Below are 17263 nucleotides of genomic sequence, written 5' to 3' on the forward strand. Positions count from 1 at the left end.
ATTTGTTATGGAGTTACCCTTTTTAGAATTGAATTACCCTATTTGGCAGGTAAAACCCATATGCGGTCACTCACTCCCGAATTTCTCGCAACGCTTCGCTACAACGGATTGCAGGTCGCGACATTGCGGGCTCTCGGTGAGTACCGTGGCAAGCAGCAATTGTTCGTTTCCCAGTCCCCGGAAATTCTCCAGGACTTGAAGCAGCTTGCCGTCATCGAGTCCACAGAGTCATCGAACCGATTGGAGGGAGTGATTGTTTCGCCAAGTCGGTTGAAGTCATTGATTATCAAAAATGCCGACCCGAAAAGTCGCTCCGAGCAAGAGGTTGCGGGTTACCGCGATGCGCTTTCTCTTATCCATGAAGCGGCAGAGGGTATGCCCTTCTCCGAGGGCGTCATTCGGCAGTTGCACGGCATGCTTTATCGCTATTTACCGCAGGATGGCGGGGAGTGGAAAGCTACGAACAATGACATCATCGAGCGTCATCCGGACGGTAGTTCACGTATCCGCTTTCAACCGGTCGCTGCACATCTGACACCCATTGCAATGGTCGATATGGTCATGCATTACCGCACAGCATTGGAGCAGAATCTGGCAGACCCGCTCGTATTGGTCCCGCTGAGTATTCTCGACTTTCTCTGCATTCACCCTTTCTCAGATGGCAATGGGCGCGTAGCTCGACTGCTTACCTTGTTATTGCTTTACCAGTTTGATTATCGCGTCGGCCGTTTTATCAGCCTTGAGCGGATCTTCGAGGACTCAAAGGAAAGTTACTACGAAACACTCGAGATCAGCTCTCAAGGTTGGCATGAAGGCAGGCACGATGTTCAGCCATGGCTCAACTACTTCTGGGGTGCGCTACTTCGCGCTTACAAGGAGTTCGAGGAGCGTGTCGGTAAGATCGATAAGCGCCATGGAGGCAAAAGCGATCGAGTTCGAGTTGAAGCGTTGAAGCGATCCCTACCGTTTTCGATTACTGAGCTTGAAGAGGCTTGCCCTGGCGTGAGTCGTGACACCGTGCGTATGGTTTTGCGTTCATTGAAAGCTGAAGGGCTAATTGAGTCGACAGGGAAGGGGCGCAGTGCCAAGTGGATAAACTTGCATCACTAAGGGCGAGTTCCGTGGTTGCCAGCGCGCTGCTCATGTTGCTTCAACGCCCACTCCACATGCTCTCGCACCAGGTCTGAGGGATAATCCCGTCGCGCCTTCAAGGCTTCCAGCACCGGAATGCTCGACGGCGCATTACCCAGGCCCACCGCGAGATTGCGCAGCCAGCGCTCATAACCGGCCCGACGTAGCGGCGAACCTTCGGTACTGCTCAGGAATTTGTCTTCGTCCCACATAAACAATTCGGCCAGTTCGGCATTGTCCAGATTGTGCCGCGGCTTGAAGTCGCTTTCGCCGGACGGGCGAGCAAAGCGGTTCCACGGACAGACGATCTGACAGTCATCGCAACCGAACACCCGATTGCCGATCAGCGGTCGCAGCTCTTCAGGGATCGCACTTTTCAGCTCGATGGTCAGGTAGGAAATGCAGCGCCGGGCGTCCAGTACATAGGGGCCGACGAAAGCATTGGTCGGGCAAATGTCCAGGCATGCGGTACAACGTCCGCAGTGTTCGGTAGCGTGGGGCGGGTCCACGGGCAGCGGCAGGTCGACAAACAGCTCGCTGAGAAAGAAATAACTGCCGGCCTTGCGGTTCAACACCAGGGTGTTTTTGCCGATCCAGCCCAGACCGGCTTTTTCGGCGATGGCCTTTTCCAGCACCGGTGCACTGTCGACGAACGCACGGTAGCCAAACGGACCGATGACCGCCTGGATTTTTTCTGCCAGTTGTTGCACGCGTTTACGGATCAATTTGTGGTAATCGCGGCCCAAGGCATAGCGCGAAACGTAGGCTTTTTCCGGTTGGGCCAGGCGTTGGGCCATTTCTGTGTCGCCGGGAAGGTAGTCCATGCGCAGGGTAACCACCCTTAACGTGCCCGGCACCAGTTCTTCCGGGTGCGAGCGTTTGCTGCCGTGGGCGCCCATGTACTCCATTTCGCCGTGGTAGCCGGCTTCGAGCCAGCGCTGCAGGTGCTGCTCATGCTCGGCCAGGTCCAGGCCGCTGATGCCGACTTGCTGAAAGCCCAGCTCGCGGCCCCAATCCTTGATGGATTGGGCGAGGGCGGGCAGGTCTGTAGTAATAGCGGGCATGAGACGAGAGAAACCGGAGCTGAGGTGCGTATAATTCTGCCAGACATCGGAGCCTGAAGACGCATGCCGCACACTAAAGATGATTTACCCGACGCGCTGTACAGCACCGCGCAAGTGCGAGGGCTCGATGCGAGCCTGATCGCGGCCGGCACATCGGGCTTCGAATTGATGCAGCGGGCGGCGCGCGCAACCTGGCGTGCGCTGGTCCGTCACTGGCCGACGGCGAACGAGCTGAGTGTGATGACCGGTCATGGAAATAACGCCGGTGATGGCTATTTGATAGCTGTTTTGGCCAGGCGTGCAGGCTGGCACGTGCGCGTCCTGGCAGTCGGTGATCCTCAGCGTTTGCAAGGCGATGCAGCCTTGGCCCACGCCGAGGCCGTGGCCGAAGGCATTGCCGTTCAAGCCTGGAACGCGCAGTCCGAGTTGCGTGGTGTCGTGGTGGACGCCTTGCTCGGCACCGGTTTGACGGGCGAAGTGCGAGAACCCTATGCCAGCGTTATCGCGGCGATCAATGCCAGTGGTTTGCCGGTTGCGGCAGTGGATATCCCTTCGGGTCTTAGCGCTGATACTGGACGTATGCTCGGCGCGAGCGTCCGGGCTGATCTGACCGTGACCTTTATCGGCTTGAAGTTGGGACTGTTCACTGGCGACGCGGCGGACGTGGTCGGCGCGTTGGTCTTCAATGATCTGCAAGCCTCCCCTGAGTCATTTAATGGCGTGGACATCAGTGCGCGTCGTCTGACGGCCGGTAATGTGCCGCGACTGGCCAGCCGCGCTCCCACTGCCCATAAAGGCACGTTCGGTCACGTGCTGTTGATCGGCGGAGATCGGGGTTTTGGCGGCGCGATCCTGCTGAGTGCCCAAGCTGCGCTTCGCAGTGGCGCGGGCATGGTGTCGGTATCGACGCGCAGTGAACACGTTCCCGCCGCACTGGCAAGAATTCCCGAAGCCATGGTGTTGGGCACTTCGTCGGCCAACCAACTGATGGGATTGCTTGAAAAAGTTTCCGTGCTGGTCGTCGGCCCAGGCCTGGGACAGGCGTCCTGGGGGCGCAGTCTTTTGTCGGCGGCGGCCAACGCACCGCTTGCGCAAGTCTGGGACGCCGATGCCTTGAATCTGTTAGCCGAAGAACAGGTGAGCTTGCCCCAGGATTGTGTGATCACGCCACATCCGGGCGAAGCGGCGCGGTTACTGGGCCTGTCGACTGCCGAGGTCCAGGCCGATCGTCCTGCCGCTGCTCATGCATTGAGCAAAAAATATACAGCGGTTGTGGTCCTGAAAGGCGCCGGCAGCCTGATCGCCAGTCCCGATGGACGTCTGGCGGTATGCGATCAGGGGCACCCGGCGATGGCTACCGCCGGATTGGGCGATGTGCTGGCTGGATTGTTGGGCGCCCTGCTGGCCCAGGGCATGAGCGCCTTTGACGCCGCTTGCCTCGCGGTCTGGCTGCACGCCAATGCCGGTGCGCAAGAAGGTAAATCGGGCCGTGGGCTGGCGGCCAGTGATCTGATTCCAGCCATTCGTCAGTTGTTGGAGGAGCAAGCACCGTGTCTGAAGTAACCCTGTACCTGGCTGATGAAGAGGCCATGACCGACTTTGGCGCGCGTATCGCCCATACAACCAAGGGCCATGGCCTGATCTTTCTTGAAGGCGACCTCGGTGCGGGGAAAACCACGCTGTCCCGAGGCATAATCCGGGGCTTGGGGCATGTGGGCGCGGTAAAAAGTCCGACCTTCACCCTGGTCGAACCTTACGAGATCGGCGACATCCGGGCCTTCCATTTCGACCTGTATCGGCTGGTCGATCCGGAAGAGCTGGAGTACCTCGGCATCCGTGATTACTTCGAAGACGATGCGCTGTGCCTGATCGAATGGCCCCGCAAGGGTGCAGGCTTTTTGCCAAAGCCCGACCTGACCATTACCATTAGCCCGCAAGACAGCGGGCGTTCGCTGAAAATTTTGTCCCAGGGCTCGCGTGGCGAGTCGTGGTGTGCCGCTTTGGCATTGGAATCCAATTAAATGATGGGGTCAGGTATGCGCTTTCGCGCGATGGTAGCTGCCGTAGGATTGTTGTTTCTGGCGGTGACCGTCGACGCTGTGGCCGAGACGAAGGTCAACAGCGTTCGCCTGTGGCGGGCTCCGGACAACACACGATTGGTGTTCGACCTGACGGGGCCTGTCCAGCACAGCGTGTTTACCCTGTCTGCTCCGGATCGACTGGTGATCGACATCAATGGTGCGAGCCTCGGGGCGCCATTGAACGTCAACAGCTCGAACACCCCGATCACCGCAATGCGCTCGGCCCAACGCACGCCGACCGACCTGCGGGTGGTCATCGACCTGAAAAAAGCCGTCACGCCGAAAAGCTTTACCCTGGCGCCGAACGCCCAGTACGGTAACCGACTGGTGGTCGATCTATTCGATAACCCTGCCGACGCCACGCCGATTGCGCCGCCGACCAACGTCGCGACAGTGGCCCCGGTGCCGGTCACTCCGGTCGATCCACCGGTCAAATTGCCGCCAGCCCCGGCCGGCAAGCGCGACATCGTCGTGGTTATCGATGCTGGCCACGGCGGCGAAGACCCGGGCGCTTCGGGTTCTCGCGGTCAGCGCGAGAAAGACGTGGTGCTGGCCATCGCTCGCGAACTGCAGCGCCAGGTCAATGGCATGAAAGGCTTCCGTGCCGAGCTGACCCGTACCGGCGACTACTTCATTCCCTTGCGCGGCCGTACCGAGATCGCCCGCAAGAAGGGCGCCGACCTGTTCGTCTCGATCCACGCCGATGCCGCACCTTCGGCCGCTGCCTTCGGTGCGTCGGTATTCGCCCTGTCTGATCGCGGCGCCACGTCCGAGACGGCGCGCTGGCTGGCCGACAGTGAAAACCGTTCCGACTTGATCGGCGGTGCCGGCAACGTCAGCCTCGACGACAAGGACCGCATGTTGGCGGGCGTACTGCTCGACCTGTCGATGACCGCCTCCCTGACGTCCAGCCTGAACGTCGGCCAGAAGGTCCTGAGCAACATCGGCCGGGTCACCCCGCTGCATAAACAACGGGTGGAACAGGCCGGGTTCATGGTGCTGAAATCGCCGGACATCCCGTCGATCCTGGTGGAAACCGGGTTCATCTCCAACGCCAACGAAGCTTCGAAGCTTGCTGCGGCGAACCACCAGCAAGCTCTGGCACGTTCGATCAGCAGTGGCGTGCGCCAGTTTTTCCAGCAGAATCCGCCACCGGGCACCTACATTGCCTGGCTGCGTGATTCCGGCAAGATCGCCCAAGGTCCGCGTGACCATCGGGTGAGCCCTGGCGAGACGCTGGCGATGATTGCCGTGCGATATCAGGTGTCTCCGGCCACGCTGCGCAGCGCCAACAACCTGTCGAGTGATGAGCTCAAGATCGGTCAGCACTTAACCATCCCTGGCACAGAATTGGCGGCCAAAGAATGAACCAGGTGCTGACCAACACGTCTCGCATCGAGCTGCTCAGCCCACGGCTGGCGAACCAGATCGCCGCCGGTGAAGTGGTTGAGCGCCCGGCCTCGGTGATCAAGGAACTGCTGGAAAACAGCCTCGACTCCGGCGCCAGGCGTATTGATGTCGACGTGGAGCAGGGCGGCGTCAAGCTGCTGCGGGTGCGCGACGATGGCAGCGGCATTTCTGCCGATGACTTGCCACTGGCCCTGGCCCGTCACGCCACCAGCAAGATCCGCAATCTGGAAGACCTCGAGCAGGTCATGAGTCTCGGGTTTCGTGGAGAGGCCCTGGCGTCGATCAGTTCCGTGGCACGGCTGACGCTGACGTCCCGTACCAAAGAGGCCGATCAGGCCTGGCAAGTCGAAACCGAAGGCCGGGACATGGCGCCGCGGGTGCAGCCGGCCGCTCACCCGGTCGGTACCTCGGTCGAAGTGCGCGACCTGTTCTTCAATACCCCGGCACGCCGCAAATTTCTCAAGACTGAAAAAACCGAGTTCGATCACCTGCAAGAAGTGATCAAGCGCCTGGCATTGGCGCGCTTCGACGTAGCATTCCATCTGCGCCATAACGGCAAGACCATCCTCAGCCTGCATGAAGCCCACGATGATGCGGCCCGTGCCCGGCGTGTAGCGGCCATCTGCGGCCCGGGCTTCCTGGAGCAGGCGCTGCCGATCGAAATCGAGCGCAATGGCCTGCATCTTTGGGGCTGGGTCGGCTTGCCGACGTTCAATCGCAGCCAGGCGGACTTGCAGTATTTCTTTGTGAATGGCCGTGCCGTGCGCGACAAACTGGTGGCCCACGCGGTCCGTCAGGCTTATCGCGATGTGCTGTTCAACGGTCGTCACCCGACCTTCGTGCTGTTTTTCGAAGTCGATCCGGCGGGCGTCGACGTCAACGTGCACCCGACCAAACACGAAGTGCGCTTCCGTGACGGGCGCATGGTCCACGACTTCCTCTATGGCACCTTGCACCGCGCCCTGGGCGATGTGCGTCCGGAAGATCAACTGGCGGCGCCTGTGGCGACAGCCATCGTTCGACCGACCGGGATCGAGGCCGGCGAGTTCGGCCCTCAGGGTGAAATGCGTCTGGCGGCCAATGCGTTGCTGGAGCAGCCCCAGGCTCAGCCGGCCTTCAATGCAACGGCTGGCTCGGGCGCCGGCGCCGGTTATCAATACACGCCACGGCCACAGTCCGGCGTTCCCGCCGCTGAAGCCCAGGCGGCCTACCGCGAGTTCTTCGCGCCGTTGCCCGAGGCCAACGCGGTCGCGCTGCCGGCCGGGCAGGATGATATTCCGCCACTGGGTTACGCGTTGGCGCAGCTCAAGGGCATCTATATTCTGTCGGAGAACGCCCAGGGCCTGGTGTTGGTGGACATGCATGCCGCCCATGAGCGGATCATGTACGAACGCCTGAAAATCGCCATGGCCAGCGAAGGCCTGAGTGGCCAACCGCTGTTGGTGCCCGAGTCCCTGGCGGTCAGCCAGCGTGAAGCCGATTGCGCCGAAGAGCATGTCGCCTGGTTCCAGCGCCTGGGCTTCGAGTTGCAGCGCCTTGGCCCGGAATCCCTGGCCATCCGGCAGATTCCGGCCCTGCTCAAGCAGGCTGAAGCCAATCGACTGGTCAGTGACGTATTGGCGGACCTGATGGAGTACGGCACCAGCGACCGGATCCAGGCGCACCTGAACGAGCTGCTCGGGACCATGGCCTGCCACGGCGCGATTCGTGCGAATCGGCGTCTGGCCCTGCCGGAAATGAACGGTCTGCTGCGCGACATGGAGAACACCGAGCGCAGCGGTCAATGCAACCATGGCCGACCGACCTGGACCCAGTTGGGACTGGACGATCTGGACAAACTGTTCTTGCGCGGTCGTTGATGAGCCAGCTCCCTCCTGCGATTTTCCTGATGGGGCCGACCGCCGCCGGCAAGACCGACCTGGCCATCGAACTCACCAAAGTCTTGCCCTGCGAGCTGATCAGCGTTGATTCGGCACTGGTCTATCGTGGCATGGACATCGGCACCGCCAAGCCGTCCAAAGCGCTGTTGGCCGAATTTCCCCATCGTCTGATCGATATTCTCGACCCGGCAGAAAGCTATTCGGCCGCGGATTTCCGACGTGATGCCCTTGAAGCCATGGCCGACATCACCGCGCGCGGAAAGATTCCGCTGCTGGTGGGCGGCACAATGCTCTATTACAAGGCTTTGGTCGAAGGTCTGGCGGATATGCCCGCTGCCGACCCCGACGTCCGCGCACAGATCGACGAAGAAGCTGTACGCCTTGGCTGGCAAGCCCTGCACGATCAATTGGCCGTAATTGACCCGGAGTCTGCAGCGCGCATTCATCCGAACGATCCCCAGCGACTCAGTCGAGCGCTGGAGGTTTATCGTGTCAGCGGTCAAAGCATGACTGCGCTGCGCTTGCGACAATCTGCGCAAAGTACTGAAGCAGCCGCTTCGGGACAGCAACAATTGCCCTATACTGTCGCGAACCTGGCCATTGCTCCGGCTAATCGCCAGATACTGCATGAGCGAATTAAACAAAGATTTACTTTAATGTTGGAACAGGGATTCATTGACGAGGTCGTAGCCCTGCGTAAGCGAAGTGACCTGCATGCCGGGTTGCCGTCTATACGTGCAGTAGGCTACCGACAAGTCTGGGACTACCTGGATGGCAAGCTGACGCAAGCCGAGATGCAGGAGCGTGGAATCATTGCCACGCGCCAGCTGGCGAAGCGCCAGTTCACCTGGCTGCGCAGTTGGGCTGATTTACACTGGCTGGACAGCCTGGATTGCGACAATCTGCCGCGCGCCTTGAAATACCTGGGGACCATCTCCATATTGAGCTGAGTCCTTGCAATTGCCGTCTATCCTTGGGGGTCTGACGGCCACAAGCCATCTGTTTACCTATTTTTTTATATTGAATCCTTAAAGGAGTGCGGCACATGTCAAAAGGGCATTCGCTACAAGACCCTTACTTGAATACTTTACGTAAAGAGAAAGTGGGGGTCTCCATCTACCTGGTCAACGGGATCAAGCTGCAAGGCACGATCGAGTCTTTCGACCAGTTCGTTATCCTGCTGAAAAACACCGTCAGCCAGATGGTTTATAAGCACGCTATCTCTACAGTGGTGCCGGTTCGTCCAATTCGTCTGCCAAGTGCCGCCGAAAGTGAACAGGGCGACGCTGAGCCTGCTCCTGGTAACGCCTGATAGGAGTCTCCTTTGTTCTTTGAGCGCCACGGTGGTGGTGAACGGGCAATTCTCGTTCACTTGGATGGTCAGGACCCTGAGGCGCGCGAAGATCCGCAGGAGTTTCAGGAATTGGCAATGTCGGCTGGCGCCGAGACCGTCGCGTTTTTCAACGTGCCGCGTCATCGGCCAACCGCCAAATACCTGATTGGCAGCGGCAAGGTCGAGGAATTGCGCGACCTGGTCAAAGCCGAACAGGTAGATCTGGTGATTTTCAATCACATCCTCACGCCCAGTCAGGAACGTAACCTCGAACGTGTTTTCGAGTGTCGCGTGATCGACCGCACGGGTCTGATTCTCGACATCTTCGCCCAACGCGCCCGCACCCATGAAGGCAAGCTCCAGGTCGAACTGGCCCAGCTTGAGCACATGAGTACGCGGCTGGTTCGTGGCTGGACTCACCTTGAGCGGCAGAAGGGTGGTATCGGTCTGCGCGGCCCGGGTGAAACCCAGCTGGAAACCGACCGGCGCCTGTTGCGGGTTCGCCTGCGTCAGATCAAGGGGCGCCTGGAAAAGGTCCGCAGCCAGCGCGAGCAATCACGACGCGGGCGCAAACGGGCTGACATTCCGACGGTTTCACTGGTGGGTTATACCAACGCCGGCAAATCGACGCTGTTCAACTCGGTGACCGATTCCGATGTGTTCGCCGCCGACCAGCTCTTCGCCACCCTCGACCCGACCCTGCGCCGACTCGAACTCGACGACCTCGGTCCGATCGTGCTGGCCGATACCGTGGGCTTCATTCGTCACCTGCCGCACAAACTGGTCGAGGCATTTCGGGCTACGCTCGAAGAGTCGAGCAACTCCGACCTGCTGCTGCACGTGATCGACGCCCATGAACCTGAGCGCATGGCCCAGATTGAACAGGTCATGGTGGTGCTCGGGGAGATCGGTGCTCAAGACTTGCCGATCCTCGAGGTTTACAACAAACTCGATTTGCTCGAGGGCGTGGAGCCGCAGATCCAGCGCGATGCCGATGGCAAGCCGCAGCGGGTCTGGTTGTCGGCCAAGGACGGTACAGGCCTGGATTTGCTCAAGCAGGCTGTGGCCGAACTGCTCGGCGACGATTTGTTTGTTGGCACCTTGCGCTTGCCGCAACGTTTTGCTCGACTGCGTGCGCAGTTTTTCGAAGCCGGTGCGGTACAGAAAGAAGAACACGACGAAGAAGGCATTTGCCTGCTGGCCGTTCGTTTGCCACGAATCGAGTTGAATCGACTGGTGAGCCGCGAAGGATTGCAGCCGATGGATTTCATCGAGCAACACACTTTGCAATAAAAGCCTGAGAAAGCGGTTGTGCCGTAGTCACAGGCATTCTGTAGCATTGGTCGGCGCGCCGTGGGTGCGTCTTTGCTTTATCAGATGGAGAGCGCTATGGCTTGGAATGAGCCGGGTGGCAACTCGAATAATCAGGATCCTTGGGGTGGCAAGCGCCGCAATAACGGCGACCGCAAGGGACCACCGGATCTCGACGAGGCCTTCCGAAAGCTGCAGGAAAGCCTGAACGGGTTGTTCGGTGGTGGTAAGAAACGCGGTGATGACGGCGGTGGTTCGGGCAGGAGTGGCGGCTTCGGCGGCATTCTTGGCATCGGCCTGGTCGTATTGGCGGCCGTATGGCTGTACAGCGCGGTCTACGTAGTCGACGAGCAGGAGCAAGCCGTGGTGCTGCGCTTCGGCAAGTACTACGAGACCGTCGGCCCGGGTCTGAACATCTATTTCCCGCCGATCGATCAAAAGTACCTGGAAAACGTCACGCGTGAGCGGGCCTATACCAAGCAGGGTCAAATGCTGACTGAAGACGAAAACATCGTCGAAGTGCCGCTGACCGTGCAGTACAAGATCAGCAACCTGCAGGATTTCGTGCTGAGCGTCGATCAGCCGGAAATCAGCCTGCAACACGCGACCGAAAGTGCCTTGCGCCATGTGGTGGGTTCCACCGCGATGGATCAGGTATTGACCGAAGGTCGTGAGTTGATGGCCAGCGAAATCAAGGAGCGCCTGCAACGCTTCATGGATACCTATCGCACCGGTATCACCGTCACTCAGGTCAACGTTCAGAGCGCAGCGGCACCGCGTGAAGTCCAGGAGGCCTTCGATGACGTGATCCGCGCCCGTGAAGACGAGCAGCGTTCGCGTAACCAGGCGGAAACCTATGCCAACGGCGTCGTGCCGGAAGCCCGTGGTCAGGCCCAGCGCATCATCGAAGATGCCAATGGTTACCGTGACGAAACCGTCTCGCGCGCCAAGGGTGAGGCCGATCGCTTCACCAAGCTGGTCAGCGAATATCGCAAGGCACCTGAAGTCACCCGCGAGCGTCTGTACCTGGACACCATGCAGGAAGTCTTCAGCAACACCAGCAAGGTTCTTGTCACCGGCAACAAGAATGGCCAGAGCAATCTGCTCTACTTGCCGCTGGACAAGATGGTCGAAAGTGGTCGCAACACCAGCACTCCGGTGACCGGCGCCGCAGCCACCAGCAATGAAGCGAATGCACGTGCCGCAGCTGATCTGCAGCAACAGCAGACACGTACCAGGGAGAGTCGCTGATGAGCAATAAATCGCTGATCGCCCTAATTGTCGTTGTCGTCGTGGCGATCGCCGCCTGGAACTGCTTCTACATCGTGGCTCAGACCGAGCGTGCGGTGTTGCTGCAGTTCGGACGCGTGGTCCAGGCTGATGTTCAGCCAGGCTTGCACGTGAAAGTGCCCTACGTGAACAAGGTGCGTAAATTCGATGCACGCCTGATGACGCTGGATGCACCGACACAGCGCTTCCTGACGCTGGAAAAGAAAGCCGTCATGGTGGATGCCTACGCCAAGTGGCGCGTGAAAGATGCCGAGCGCTACTACACCGCGACTTCCGGCCTCAAGCAGATTGCCGACGAGCGTCTTTCCCGTCGTCTGGAATCGGGCCTGCGTGACCAGTTTGGTAAGCGCACGTTGCACGAAGTGGTGTCCGGTGAGCGCGATGCGCTGATGACCGATATCACGGCTTCGCTGAACAAGATGGCGGAAAAAGAGCTGGGCATCGAAGTGGTCGATGTTCGGGTCAAGGCCATCGATCTGCCGAAAGAAGTGAACCGCAGCGTGTTCGAGCGCATGAGCTCCGAGCGTGAGCGTGAAGCTCGCGAGCACCGCGCCAAGGGTAACGAGCTGGCAGAAGGCATTCGTGCCGATGCCGATCGTCAACGCCGCGTGTTGCTGGCTGAAGCCTATCGTGAATCCGAAGAGGTTCGCGGTGACGGTGATGCCCAGGCGGCTGCGATCTACTCCAAGGCCTACGGCCAGGATCAGGAGTTCTACGGTTTCTACCGTAGTCTGCGCGCCTACCGTGAAAGCTTCGCGAACAAATCCGACGTCATGGTCCTGGACCCAAGCAGCGACTTCTTCCGTTACCTGGAAAAAGCCAAGCCTTGATACCTCGTTGACCTGAATCATCCCCCGCCTGGCGGCTACAGCCTCGGGCGGGGTGATCCTTTGGGAAAACGAGTGTATGATGCGGCAGCCGGGAAATTCCCGGCTTTTTTGCGTCTGCACGTTTGATTGCTGTTTTATGCAGGCACGACAGGTTTTTCGAGGAAAGTGGTTGGCGAAGCCGATTTCAGGCTTTTCGCCCCGTTGTTTATGCGCGTGGTTTGCACATGAGCCGATCATTTTCTGCTTCACTCAAGGCTCGCCCAACGGCTGGCCGCCCGGATCATAGGGGAATGGCGTAATGGCAACGGTAGACCGCTGGCTGCTGCCAGATGGCATCGAAGAAGTACTGCCACCAGAAGCGGCGCGCATTGAAGTCGCGCGTCGTCAGGTGTTGGATCTGTTCCAGAGCTGGGGTTACGAGTTTGTCGTGACTCCCCATATCGAGTACCTCGAATCCCTGCTGACCGGCGCGGGATCGGACCTCGATTTGCGTACCTTCAAGGTCATCGACCCGCAATCGGGCCGGCAGATGGGTTTCCGTGCCGACATCACGCCGCAAGTGGCGCGCATCGATGCGCACACCCTGCGTCGCGAAGGCCCGAGCCGTCTGTGCTATGCCGGTAGTGTGCTGCATGCTCAGCCGCGCGCCTTGTCGTCTTCGCGCAGCCCGATCCAGCTGGGCGCCGAGTTGTATGGCGATGGCAGCCCGAGCAGCGACGTGGAAGTCATCAGCCTGATGCTGGCCATGCTGCAACTGGCCGATGTGCCGGATGTGCACATGGACCTCGGTCATGTCGGCATCTACCGCGGCCTGGCCCGCGCCGCCGGCTTGTCCGGTGAAGTCGAGCAGCAGTTGTTCGATGCATTGCAACGTAAAGCCATCGACGAGGTCATTACCTTGACCGAAGGCTTGCCTGCCGATCTGTCGGGCATGCTGCGGGCGTTGGTCGATCTGTGTGGCGGACGTGAAGTATTGAGCGCTGCCCGCGAGCGTCTGGCGAATGCGCCGGCGCCAGTTTTGGCGGCGCTGGACGACTTGCTGGCGATTGCCGAGCGTCTGTCTGCGCGTTTCCCGCAATTACCGCTGTACTTCGACCTGGGCGAGTTGCGCGGCTACCACTACCACACCGGTGTGGTGTTCGCGGTGTTCGTACCGGGTGTTGGCCAGTCCATTGCCCAGGGCGGTCGTTACGACGACATCGGCGCCGACTTCGGTCGCGCCCGTCCGGCAACCGGCTTCTCTACCGATTTGAAAACCCTGGTGACCCTGGGGCGTGCTGATATCGAGTTACCGTCTGGCGGTATCTGGATGCCTGACAGTACGGATGCGGCACTCTGGCAGCAGGTTTGCCAGTTGCGCAGTGAGGGTCAGCGTGTCGTTCAGGCATTGCCTGGGCAACCTTTGGCCGCCGCCCGTGAAGCGGACTGCGACCGGCAATTGATTCAGCAGAACGGGCTTTGGCAAGTATCGCCACTGGCTTCTTGAGTTTTCCTGCCGGCCGCGGCCGGCACCAAGTTTGCGCGAATGAGGACAAGTGTTATGGGTAAGAATGTCGTAGTCCTGGGCACCCAATGGGGTGATGAGGGCAAAGGCAAGATCGTTGATCTGCTGACCGAACATGCTGCCGCCGTAGTGCGCTACCAGGGTGGCCACAACGCTGGTCACACCCTGGTGATCGACGGCGAAAAAACCGTCTTGCACCTGATCCCTTCGGGCGTGCTGCGCGAAGGCGTGCAGTGCCTGATCGGCAACGGCGTGGTGGTTGCACCTGATGCCCTGCTGCGCGAGATCACCAAGCTGGAAGAGAAAGGCGTACCGGTGCGCGAACGCCTGCGTATCAGCCCGTCTTGCCCGCTGATCCTGTCCTTCCACGTTGCGCTGGACCAGGCCCGTGAAAAGGCCCGTGGCGAGCTGAAGATCGGTACGACCGGTCGCGGCATCGGCCCGGCGTACGAAGACAAGGTTGCACGTCGTGGCCTGCGCATCGGTGACCTGTTCCACCGCGAGCGTTTCGCCGCCAAGCTGGGCGAGTTGCTGGATTACCACAACTTCGTGCTGGTCAATTACTACAAAGAGCCTGCGATCGACTTCCAGAAAACACTCGACGAGTGCATGGAATACGCCGAGCTGCTCAAGCCGATGATGCTCGACGTCACCGCTGAGCTGCACGAGCTGCGTCGCGCTGGCAAAGACATCATGTTCGAAGGCGCCCAAGGCTCCTTGCTGGACATCGACCACGGTACCTACCCGTACGTCACCAGCTCCAACACCACCGCGGGCGGCATTGCCACCGGTTCGGGTTTTGGCCCGATGTACCTGGATTACATCCTCGGCATCACCAAGGCCTACACCACTCGCGTCGGTTCGGGTCCGTTCCCGACTGAGCTGTTCGATGACATCGGCGCGTTCCTGGCCAAGCGTGGCCACGAGTTCGGCGCTACCACCGGCCGTGCCCGTCGTTGCGGCTGGTTCGATGCCGTCATCCTGCGTCGCGCTATCGACGTCAACAGCATTTCGGGCCTGTGCCTGACCAAGCTGGACGTGCTGGACGGCTTGGAAACCATCAACATCTGTGTGGGCTACAAAAACCAGGATGGTGCAGTGATCGACGCACCGACTGACGCCGACAGCTACATCGGCCTGGAGCCGGTGTACGAAGAGATGCCGGGCTGGACCGAGTCCACCGTCGGTGCCAAGACCCTGGAAGAGCTGCCACAGGCTGCACGCAACTACATCAAACGCGTCGAAGAGTTGGTCGGTGCGCCGATCGACATTATTTCGACGGGCCCGGACCGCAACGAAACCATCGTTCTGCGTCATCCGTTCGCTTAACAAGTCGTTGATGTAAAACACAAAGGGCCCTTGATTGGGCCCTTTGTCGTTTGTGCCTGTCGGACGGCATGACCTTTGCTGCGATCTTCATTAAGTGCATCTTTTCTGGTGTGCCATCAATTTAATGGCGTCAAAGCAGAAGGATTTCCTGTGTCGGCCGTTCTCTCTCTGTTACAAAGCCGTCTATTGCGGCCTGTATTCGTTACCTTGGGTATCGCTCTTCTGGTGCAAGTGCTGGTGGCTGTCGCCTTGACGCGGAGCACGGTGACCGCGCTGGAAGCCGATCTGGCCGCACGCCTGGGGGCCGACAGTCAAAAACTCTCCGGCGAACTGGAGCAGGCAGGGCGTGAAGTCACGTCGAGCCTCGACACCCTCTCGACCAACACGCGCCAGCGCCTTACGGCCGGCTTGTCCTCGCGATTGAAGGACGAGCAGGCGCAACTGCGTGCGACGCTGGAGAAGGATCTGAAGGACTCCGCCAATGATATGGCACAGCTACTGGCCTCGGTCGCACCTCGCGCCATGTGGGACAGCGACGTTCCAACCCTGTCCGAGTTCGCCCGCCGGGCCCAGCGCAATCCCAACGTGTTGTTCGTGGTCTACGACGACGCCACGGGCCAGCACCTGACGCGCTACCTCAACAGGGAAAACCCGATCAACAAGGCCTTGCTGGAAAAAGGCCAGGGCGAGCGGGCGTTGGACAAGGTGCTGGACGCGGCGAAGAACGATCCGTCGGTCTACTACCTCGAAGCCTCGATCAACCCCAATGGCGTGGAAATCGGCAAAGTCCTGATGGGTGTTTCGACTGCCTCGGTAGAAGCCGATGTGGCGGCGCTGGACAAGCGTTTCCTCGCGTTGATCGCCAGCAGCGATGAGCTGGTGGGTGACAGCCTGAAAGGCGCGGCGGCTGATAGCGCCACGGCGATGCGTGCGCGGTTGCAGTCAGCGCAGTCCACCGCGTCCGAGATGAAATCCAACACCACTGACACGGTGCAGGAAGCTGCGACAACGTTGCGCTGGCGCATTGGCATGGGTCTGGCTGTCGTAGGCTTCGCTGTGCTGTTGCTGCTCGCGGTGGTGCTGGGTCGTCGAGTCGTCAATCGCTTGAAAATGCTCATCGCCGCCATGGATGACCTGGCCGCGGGGGAGGGCGACCTGACCAAGCGCGTGCAGATCAACAGCAAGGACGAAATCGGCGACATGGCCTCGGCGGTCAATCGCTTTGTGGATAAGTTGCAGCCGATCGTGCGTGAGGCGGGTGATGTGGCCCAGCGCACCGGTGTGGAAATTGGCGCCATGACCTTGCGCAACGCCGGCGCCGATGCGGCAGCCGGCCTGCAGCGTGATGAAGTGGCCGAGAGCTTGCGCGCGTTGTCACAGATGGCGGATGACGCGCAGTCTGAAAGCCAGGCGATGCAGGCGGCCTTGCAGCAGGTGGTGGACATTCGTTCGGCCACCGATGAAAACACCCGGACCTCGGCGAAGGTCGGCAGTCTGATCGAAGCGTTGGCGGGGCAGGTCGATACCGGCGCAAAAGTCATCGAGCGGCTGGCGCAGCAGAGTCAGCAGATCGAAGTGGTGCTGACGGTGATTCATGGAATCGCCGAGCAAACCAACCTTCTGGCCCTGAACGCGGCTATCGAAGCGGCCCGTGCCGGCGAGACCGGTCGCGGTTTTGCGGTGGTGGCGGACGAAGTGCGGGCGCTGGCAAGCAAGACGCAGAGCTCCACGGGCGACATTCAGGCACATATCGTCGCGTTGCAGGAAGGCGCGCGTGAGGCGGTGGCCGCCATCGGTCAGGCCGGGCGCCAGGCCAGCGAAGGATTGCTGGTGTTGCGTGACAGTGCGCAGTTGCAGCAGTCGGTGCAGGCGTCGGTTGAGCAAGTGCATGCGGCGATTGGTCTGGCGACTCAGGCGGCGGCGCATCAGGCGCGAGGTGCGCAAGCGGTGCGGGGGCGGGTCGAGACCATCCATGCGCAGGCCGAGAAGGCGGCCCAGGCGGTGGTGGAAACCACGGCCAGTGGCAAGGTGCTGGATGGGTTGGCGGCGCAGTTGAAGGCGAGCCTGGGGCAGTTCAGGGCTTAAGTTTGTATTGACTGG

Annotated in this window: 14 protein-coding genes; 13 read left to right on the forward strand and 1 reads right to left on the reverse strand. The window is 60.3% G+C overall.

Features of this window, described 5'->3' with window-relative positions; all coding sequences use genetic code 11:
* Positions 1-60 precede the first annotated feature (60 nt).
* Positions 61-1110, forward strand: a complete 1050-nt coding sequence (locus ACA067_RS02350; RefSeq protein ID WP_497460451.1) for a Fic family protein — start codon at positions 61-63, stop codon at positions 1108-1110.
* On the opposite strand, the gene queG is transcribed toward ACA067_RS02350, so the two are convergent.
* Positions 1107-2195, reverse strand: a complete 1089-nt coding sequence (gene queG / locus ACA067_RS02355) for a tRNA epoxyqueuosine(34) reductase QueG (protein ID WP_497460452.1) — start codon at positions 2193-2195, stop codon at positions 1107-1109. The genes ACA067_RS02350 and queG overlap by 4 nt on opposite strands.
* 63 nt (positions 2196-2258) lie before the next feature.
* Here queG and ACA067_RS02360 point away from each other — a divergent pair, with 63 nt between their 5' ends.
* The 12 genes from ACA067_RS02360 to ACA067_RS02415 all read left to right on the forward strand — a co-directional run bounded on the left by ACA067_RS02360 (position 2259) and on the right by ACA067_RS02415 (position 17248).
* A complete protein-coding gene (locus ACA067_RS02360) occupies positions 2259-3758 on the forward strand; it encodes an NAD(P)H-hydrate dehydratase (protein ID WP_497460453.1) in 1500 nt (499 codons plus the stop codon).
* Positions 3746-4216, forward strand: a complete 471-nt coding sequence (gene tsaE, locus ACA067_RS02365; RefSeq protein ID WP_497460454.1) for a tRNA (adenosine(37)-N6)-threonylcarbamoyltransferase complex ATPase subunit type 1 TsaE — start codon at positions 3746-3748, stop codon at positions 4214-4216. The genes ACA067_RS02360 and tsaE overlap by 13 nt, the downstream gene beginning before the upstream one ends.
* Complete coding sequence (locus ACA067_RS02370) at positions 4217-5644, forward strand: N-acetylmuramoyl-L-alanine amidase (RefSeq protein WP_497460455.1); 1428 nt, start codon at positions 4217-4219, stop codon at positions 5642-5644.
* On the forward strand, positions 5641-7545 hold the full coding sequence (gene mutL, locus ACA067_RS02375) for a DNA mismatch repair endonuclease MutL (RefSeq protein WP_497460456.1): 1905 nt from the start codon (positions 5641-5643) through the stop codon (positions 7543-7545). The genes ACA067_RS02370 and mutL overlap by 4 nt, the downstream gene beginning before the upstream one ends.
* Positions 7545-8516 (forward strand): tRNA (adenosine(37)-N6)-dimethylallyltransferase MiaA, encoded by a 972-nt coding sequence (gene miaA / locus ACA067_RS02380; RefSeq protein ID WP_497462716.1) that lies wholly within the window; start codon positions 7545-7547, stop codon positions 8514-8516. Before mutL ends, miaA begins: the two co-directional genes overlap by 1 nt.
* A gap of 95 nt (positions 8517-8611) precedes the next feature.
* Positions 8612-8878, forward strand: coding sequence for an RNA chaperone Hfq (hfq, locus tag ACA067_RS02385; RefSeq protein WP_064675613.1), 267 nt, complete (start codon positions 8612-8614; stop codon positions 8876-8878).
* Between the two features lie 12 nt (positions 8879-8890).
* Positions 8891-10192 (forward strand): ribosome rescue GTPase HflX, encoded by a 1302-nt coding sequence (hflX, locus tag ACA067_RS02390; protein WP_064675614.1) that lies wholly within the window; start codon positions 8891-8893, stop codon positions 10190-10192.
* A gap of 96 nt (positions 10193-10288) precedes the next feature.
* Positions 10289-11461, forward strand: a complete 1173-nt coding sequence (gene hflK, locus ACA067_RS02395) for an FtsH protease activity modulator HflK (protein ID WP_497460457.1) — start codon at positions 10289-10291, stop codon at positions 11459-11461.
* Positions 11461-12330, forward strand: coding sequence for a protease modulator HflC (gene hflC / locus ACA067_RS02400; protein ID WP_154847982.1), 870 nt, complete (start codon positions 11461-11463; stop codon positions 12328-12330). Before hflK ends, hflC begins: the two co-directional genes overlap by 1 nt.
* 298 nt (positions 12331-12628) lie before the next feature.
* Entirely contained in the window at positions 12629-13816 is a 1188-nt protein-coding gene (locus ACA067_RS02405) for an ATP phosphoribosyltransferase regulatory subunit (RefSeq protein WP_150743920.1), read from the forward strand.
* Positions 13817-13870: 54 nt separating this feature from the next.
* A complete protein-coding gene (locus ACA067_RS02410; RefSeq protein ID WP_497460458.1) occupies positions 13871-15163 on the forward strand; it encodes an adenylosuccinate synthase in 1293 nt (430 codons plus the stop codon).
* Between the two features lie 150 nt (positions 15164-15313).
* Positions 15314-17248, forward strand: coding sequence for a methyl-accepting chemotaxis protein (locus ACA067_RS02415; protein WP_497460459.1), 1935 nt, complete (start codon positions 15314-15316; stop codon positions 17246-17248).
* The last annotated feature ends 15 nt before the right edge of the window (positions 17249-17263 follow it).

The organism is Pseudomonas sp. LBUM1674, from assembly GCF_059695635.1.

What these genes read in the sequence shown, in the direction of transcription:
- ACA067_RS02350 (WP_497460451.1), top strand. Translation starts at nt 61, where the DNA reads ATGCGGTCACTCACTCCCGAATTTCTCGCAACGCTTCGCTACAACGGA.
- queG (WP_497460452.1), bottom strand. Translation starts at nt 2,195, where the DNA reads ATGCCCGCTATTACTACAGACCTGCCCGCCCTCGCCCAATCCATCAAG.
- ACA067_RS02360 (WP_497460453.1), top strand. Translation starts at nt 2,259, where the DNA reads ATGCCGCACACTAAAGATGATTTACCCGACGCGCTGTACAGCACCGCG.
- ACA067_RS02370 (WP_497460455.1), top strand. Translation starts at nt 4,217, where the DNA reads ATGATGGGGTCAGGTATGCGCTTTCGCGCGATGGTAGCTGCCGTAGGA.
- mutL (WP_497460456.1), top strand. Translation starts at nt 5,641, where the DNA reads ATGAACCAGGTGCTGACCAACACGTCTCGCATCGAGCTGCTCAGCCCA.
- miaA (WP_497462716.1), top strand. Translation starts at nt 7,545, where the DNA reads ATGAGCCAGCTCCCTCCTGCGATTTTCCTGATGGGGCCGACCGCCGCC.
- hfq (WP_064675613.1), top strand. Translation starts at nt 8,612, where the DNA reads ATGTCAAAAGGGCATTCGCTACAAGACCCTTACTTGAATACTTTACGT.
- hflK (WP_497460457.1), top strand. Translation starts at nt 10,289, where the DNA reads ATGGCTTGGAATGAGCCGGGTGGCAACTCGAATAATCAGGATCCTTGG.
- hflC (WP_154847982.1), top strand. Translation starts at nt 11,461, where the DNA reads ATGAGCAATAAATCGCTGATCGCCCTAATTGTCGTTGTCGTCGTGGCG.
- ACA067_RS02405 (WP_150743920.1), top strand. Translation starts at nt 12,629, where the DNA reads ATGGCAACGGTAGACCGCTGGCTGCTGCCAGATGGCATCGAAGAAGTA.
- ACA067_RS02410 (WP_497460458.1), top strand. Translation starts at nt 13,871, where the DNA reads ATGGGTAAGAATGTCGTAGTCCTGGGCACCCAATGGGGTGATGAGGGC.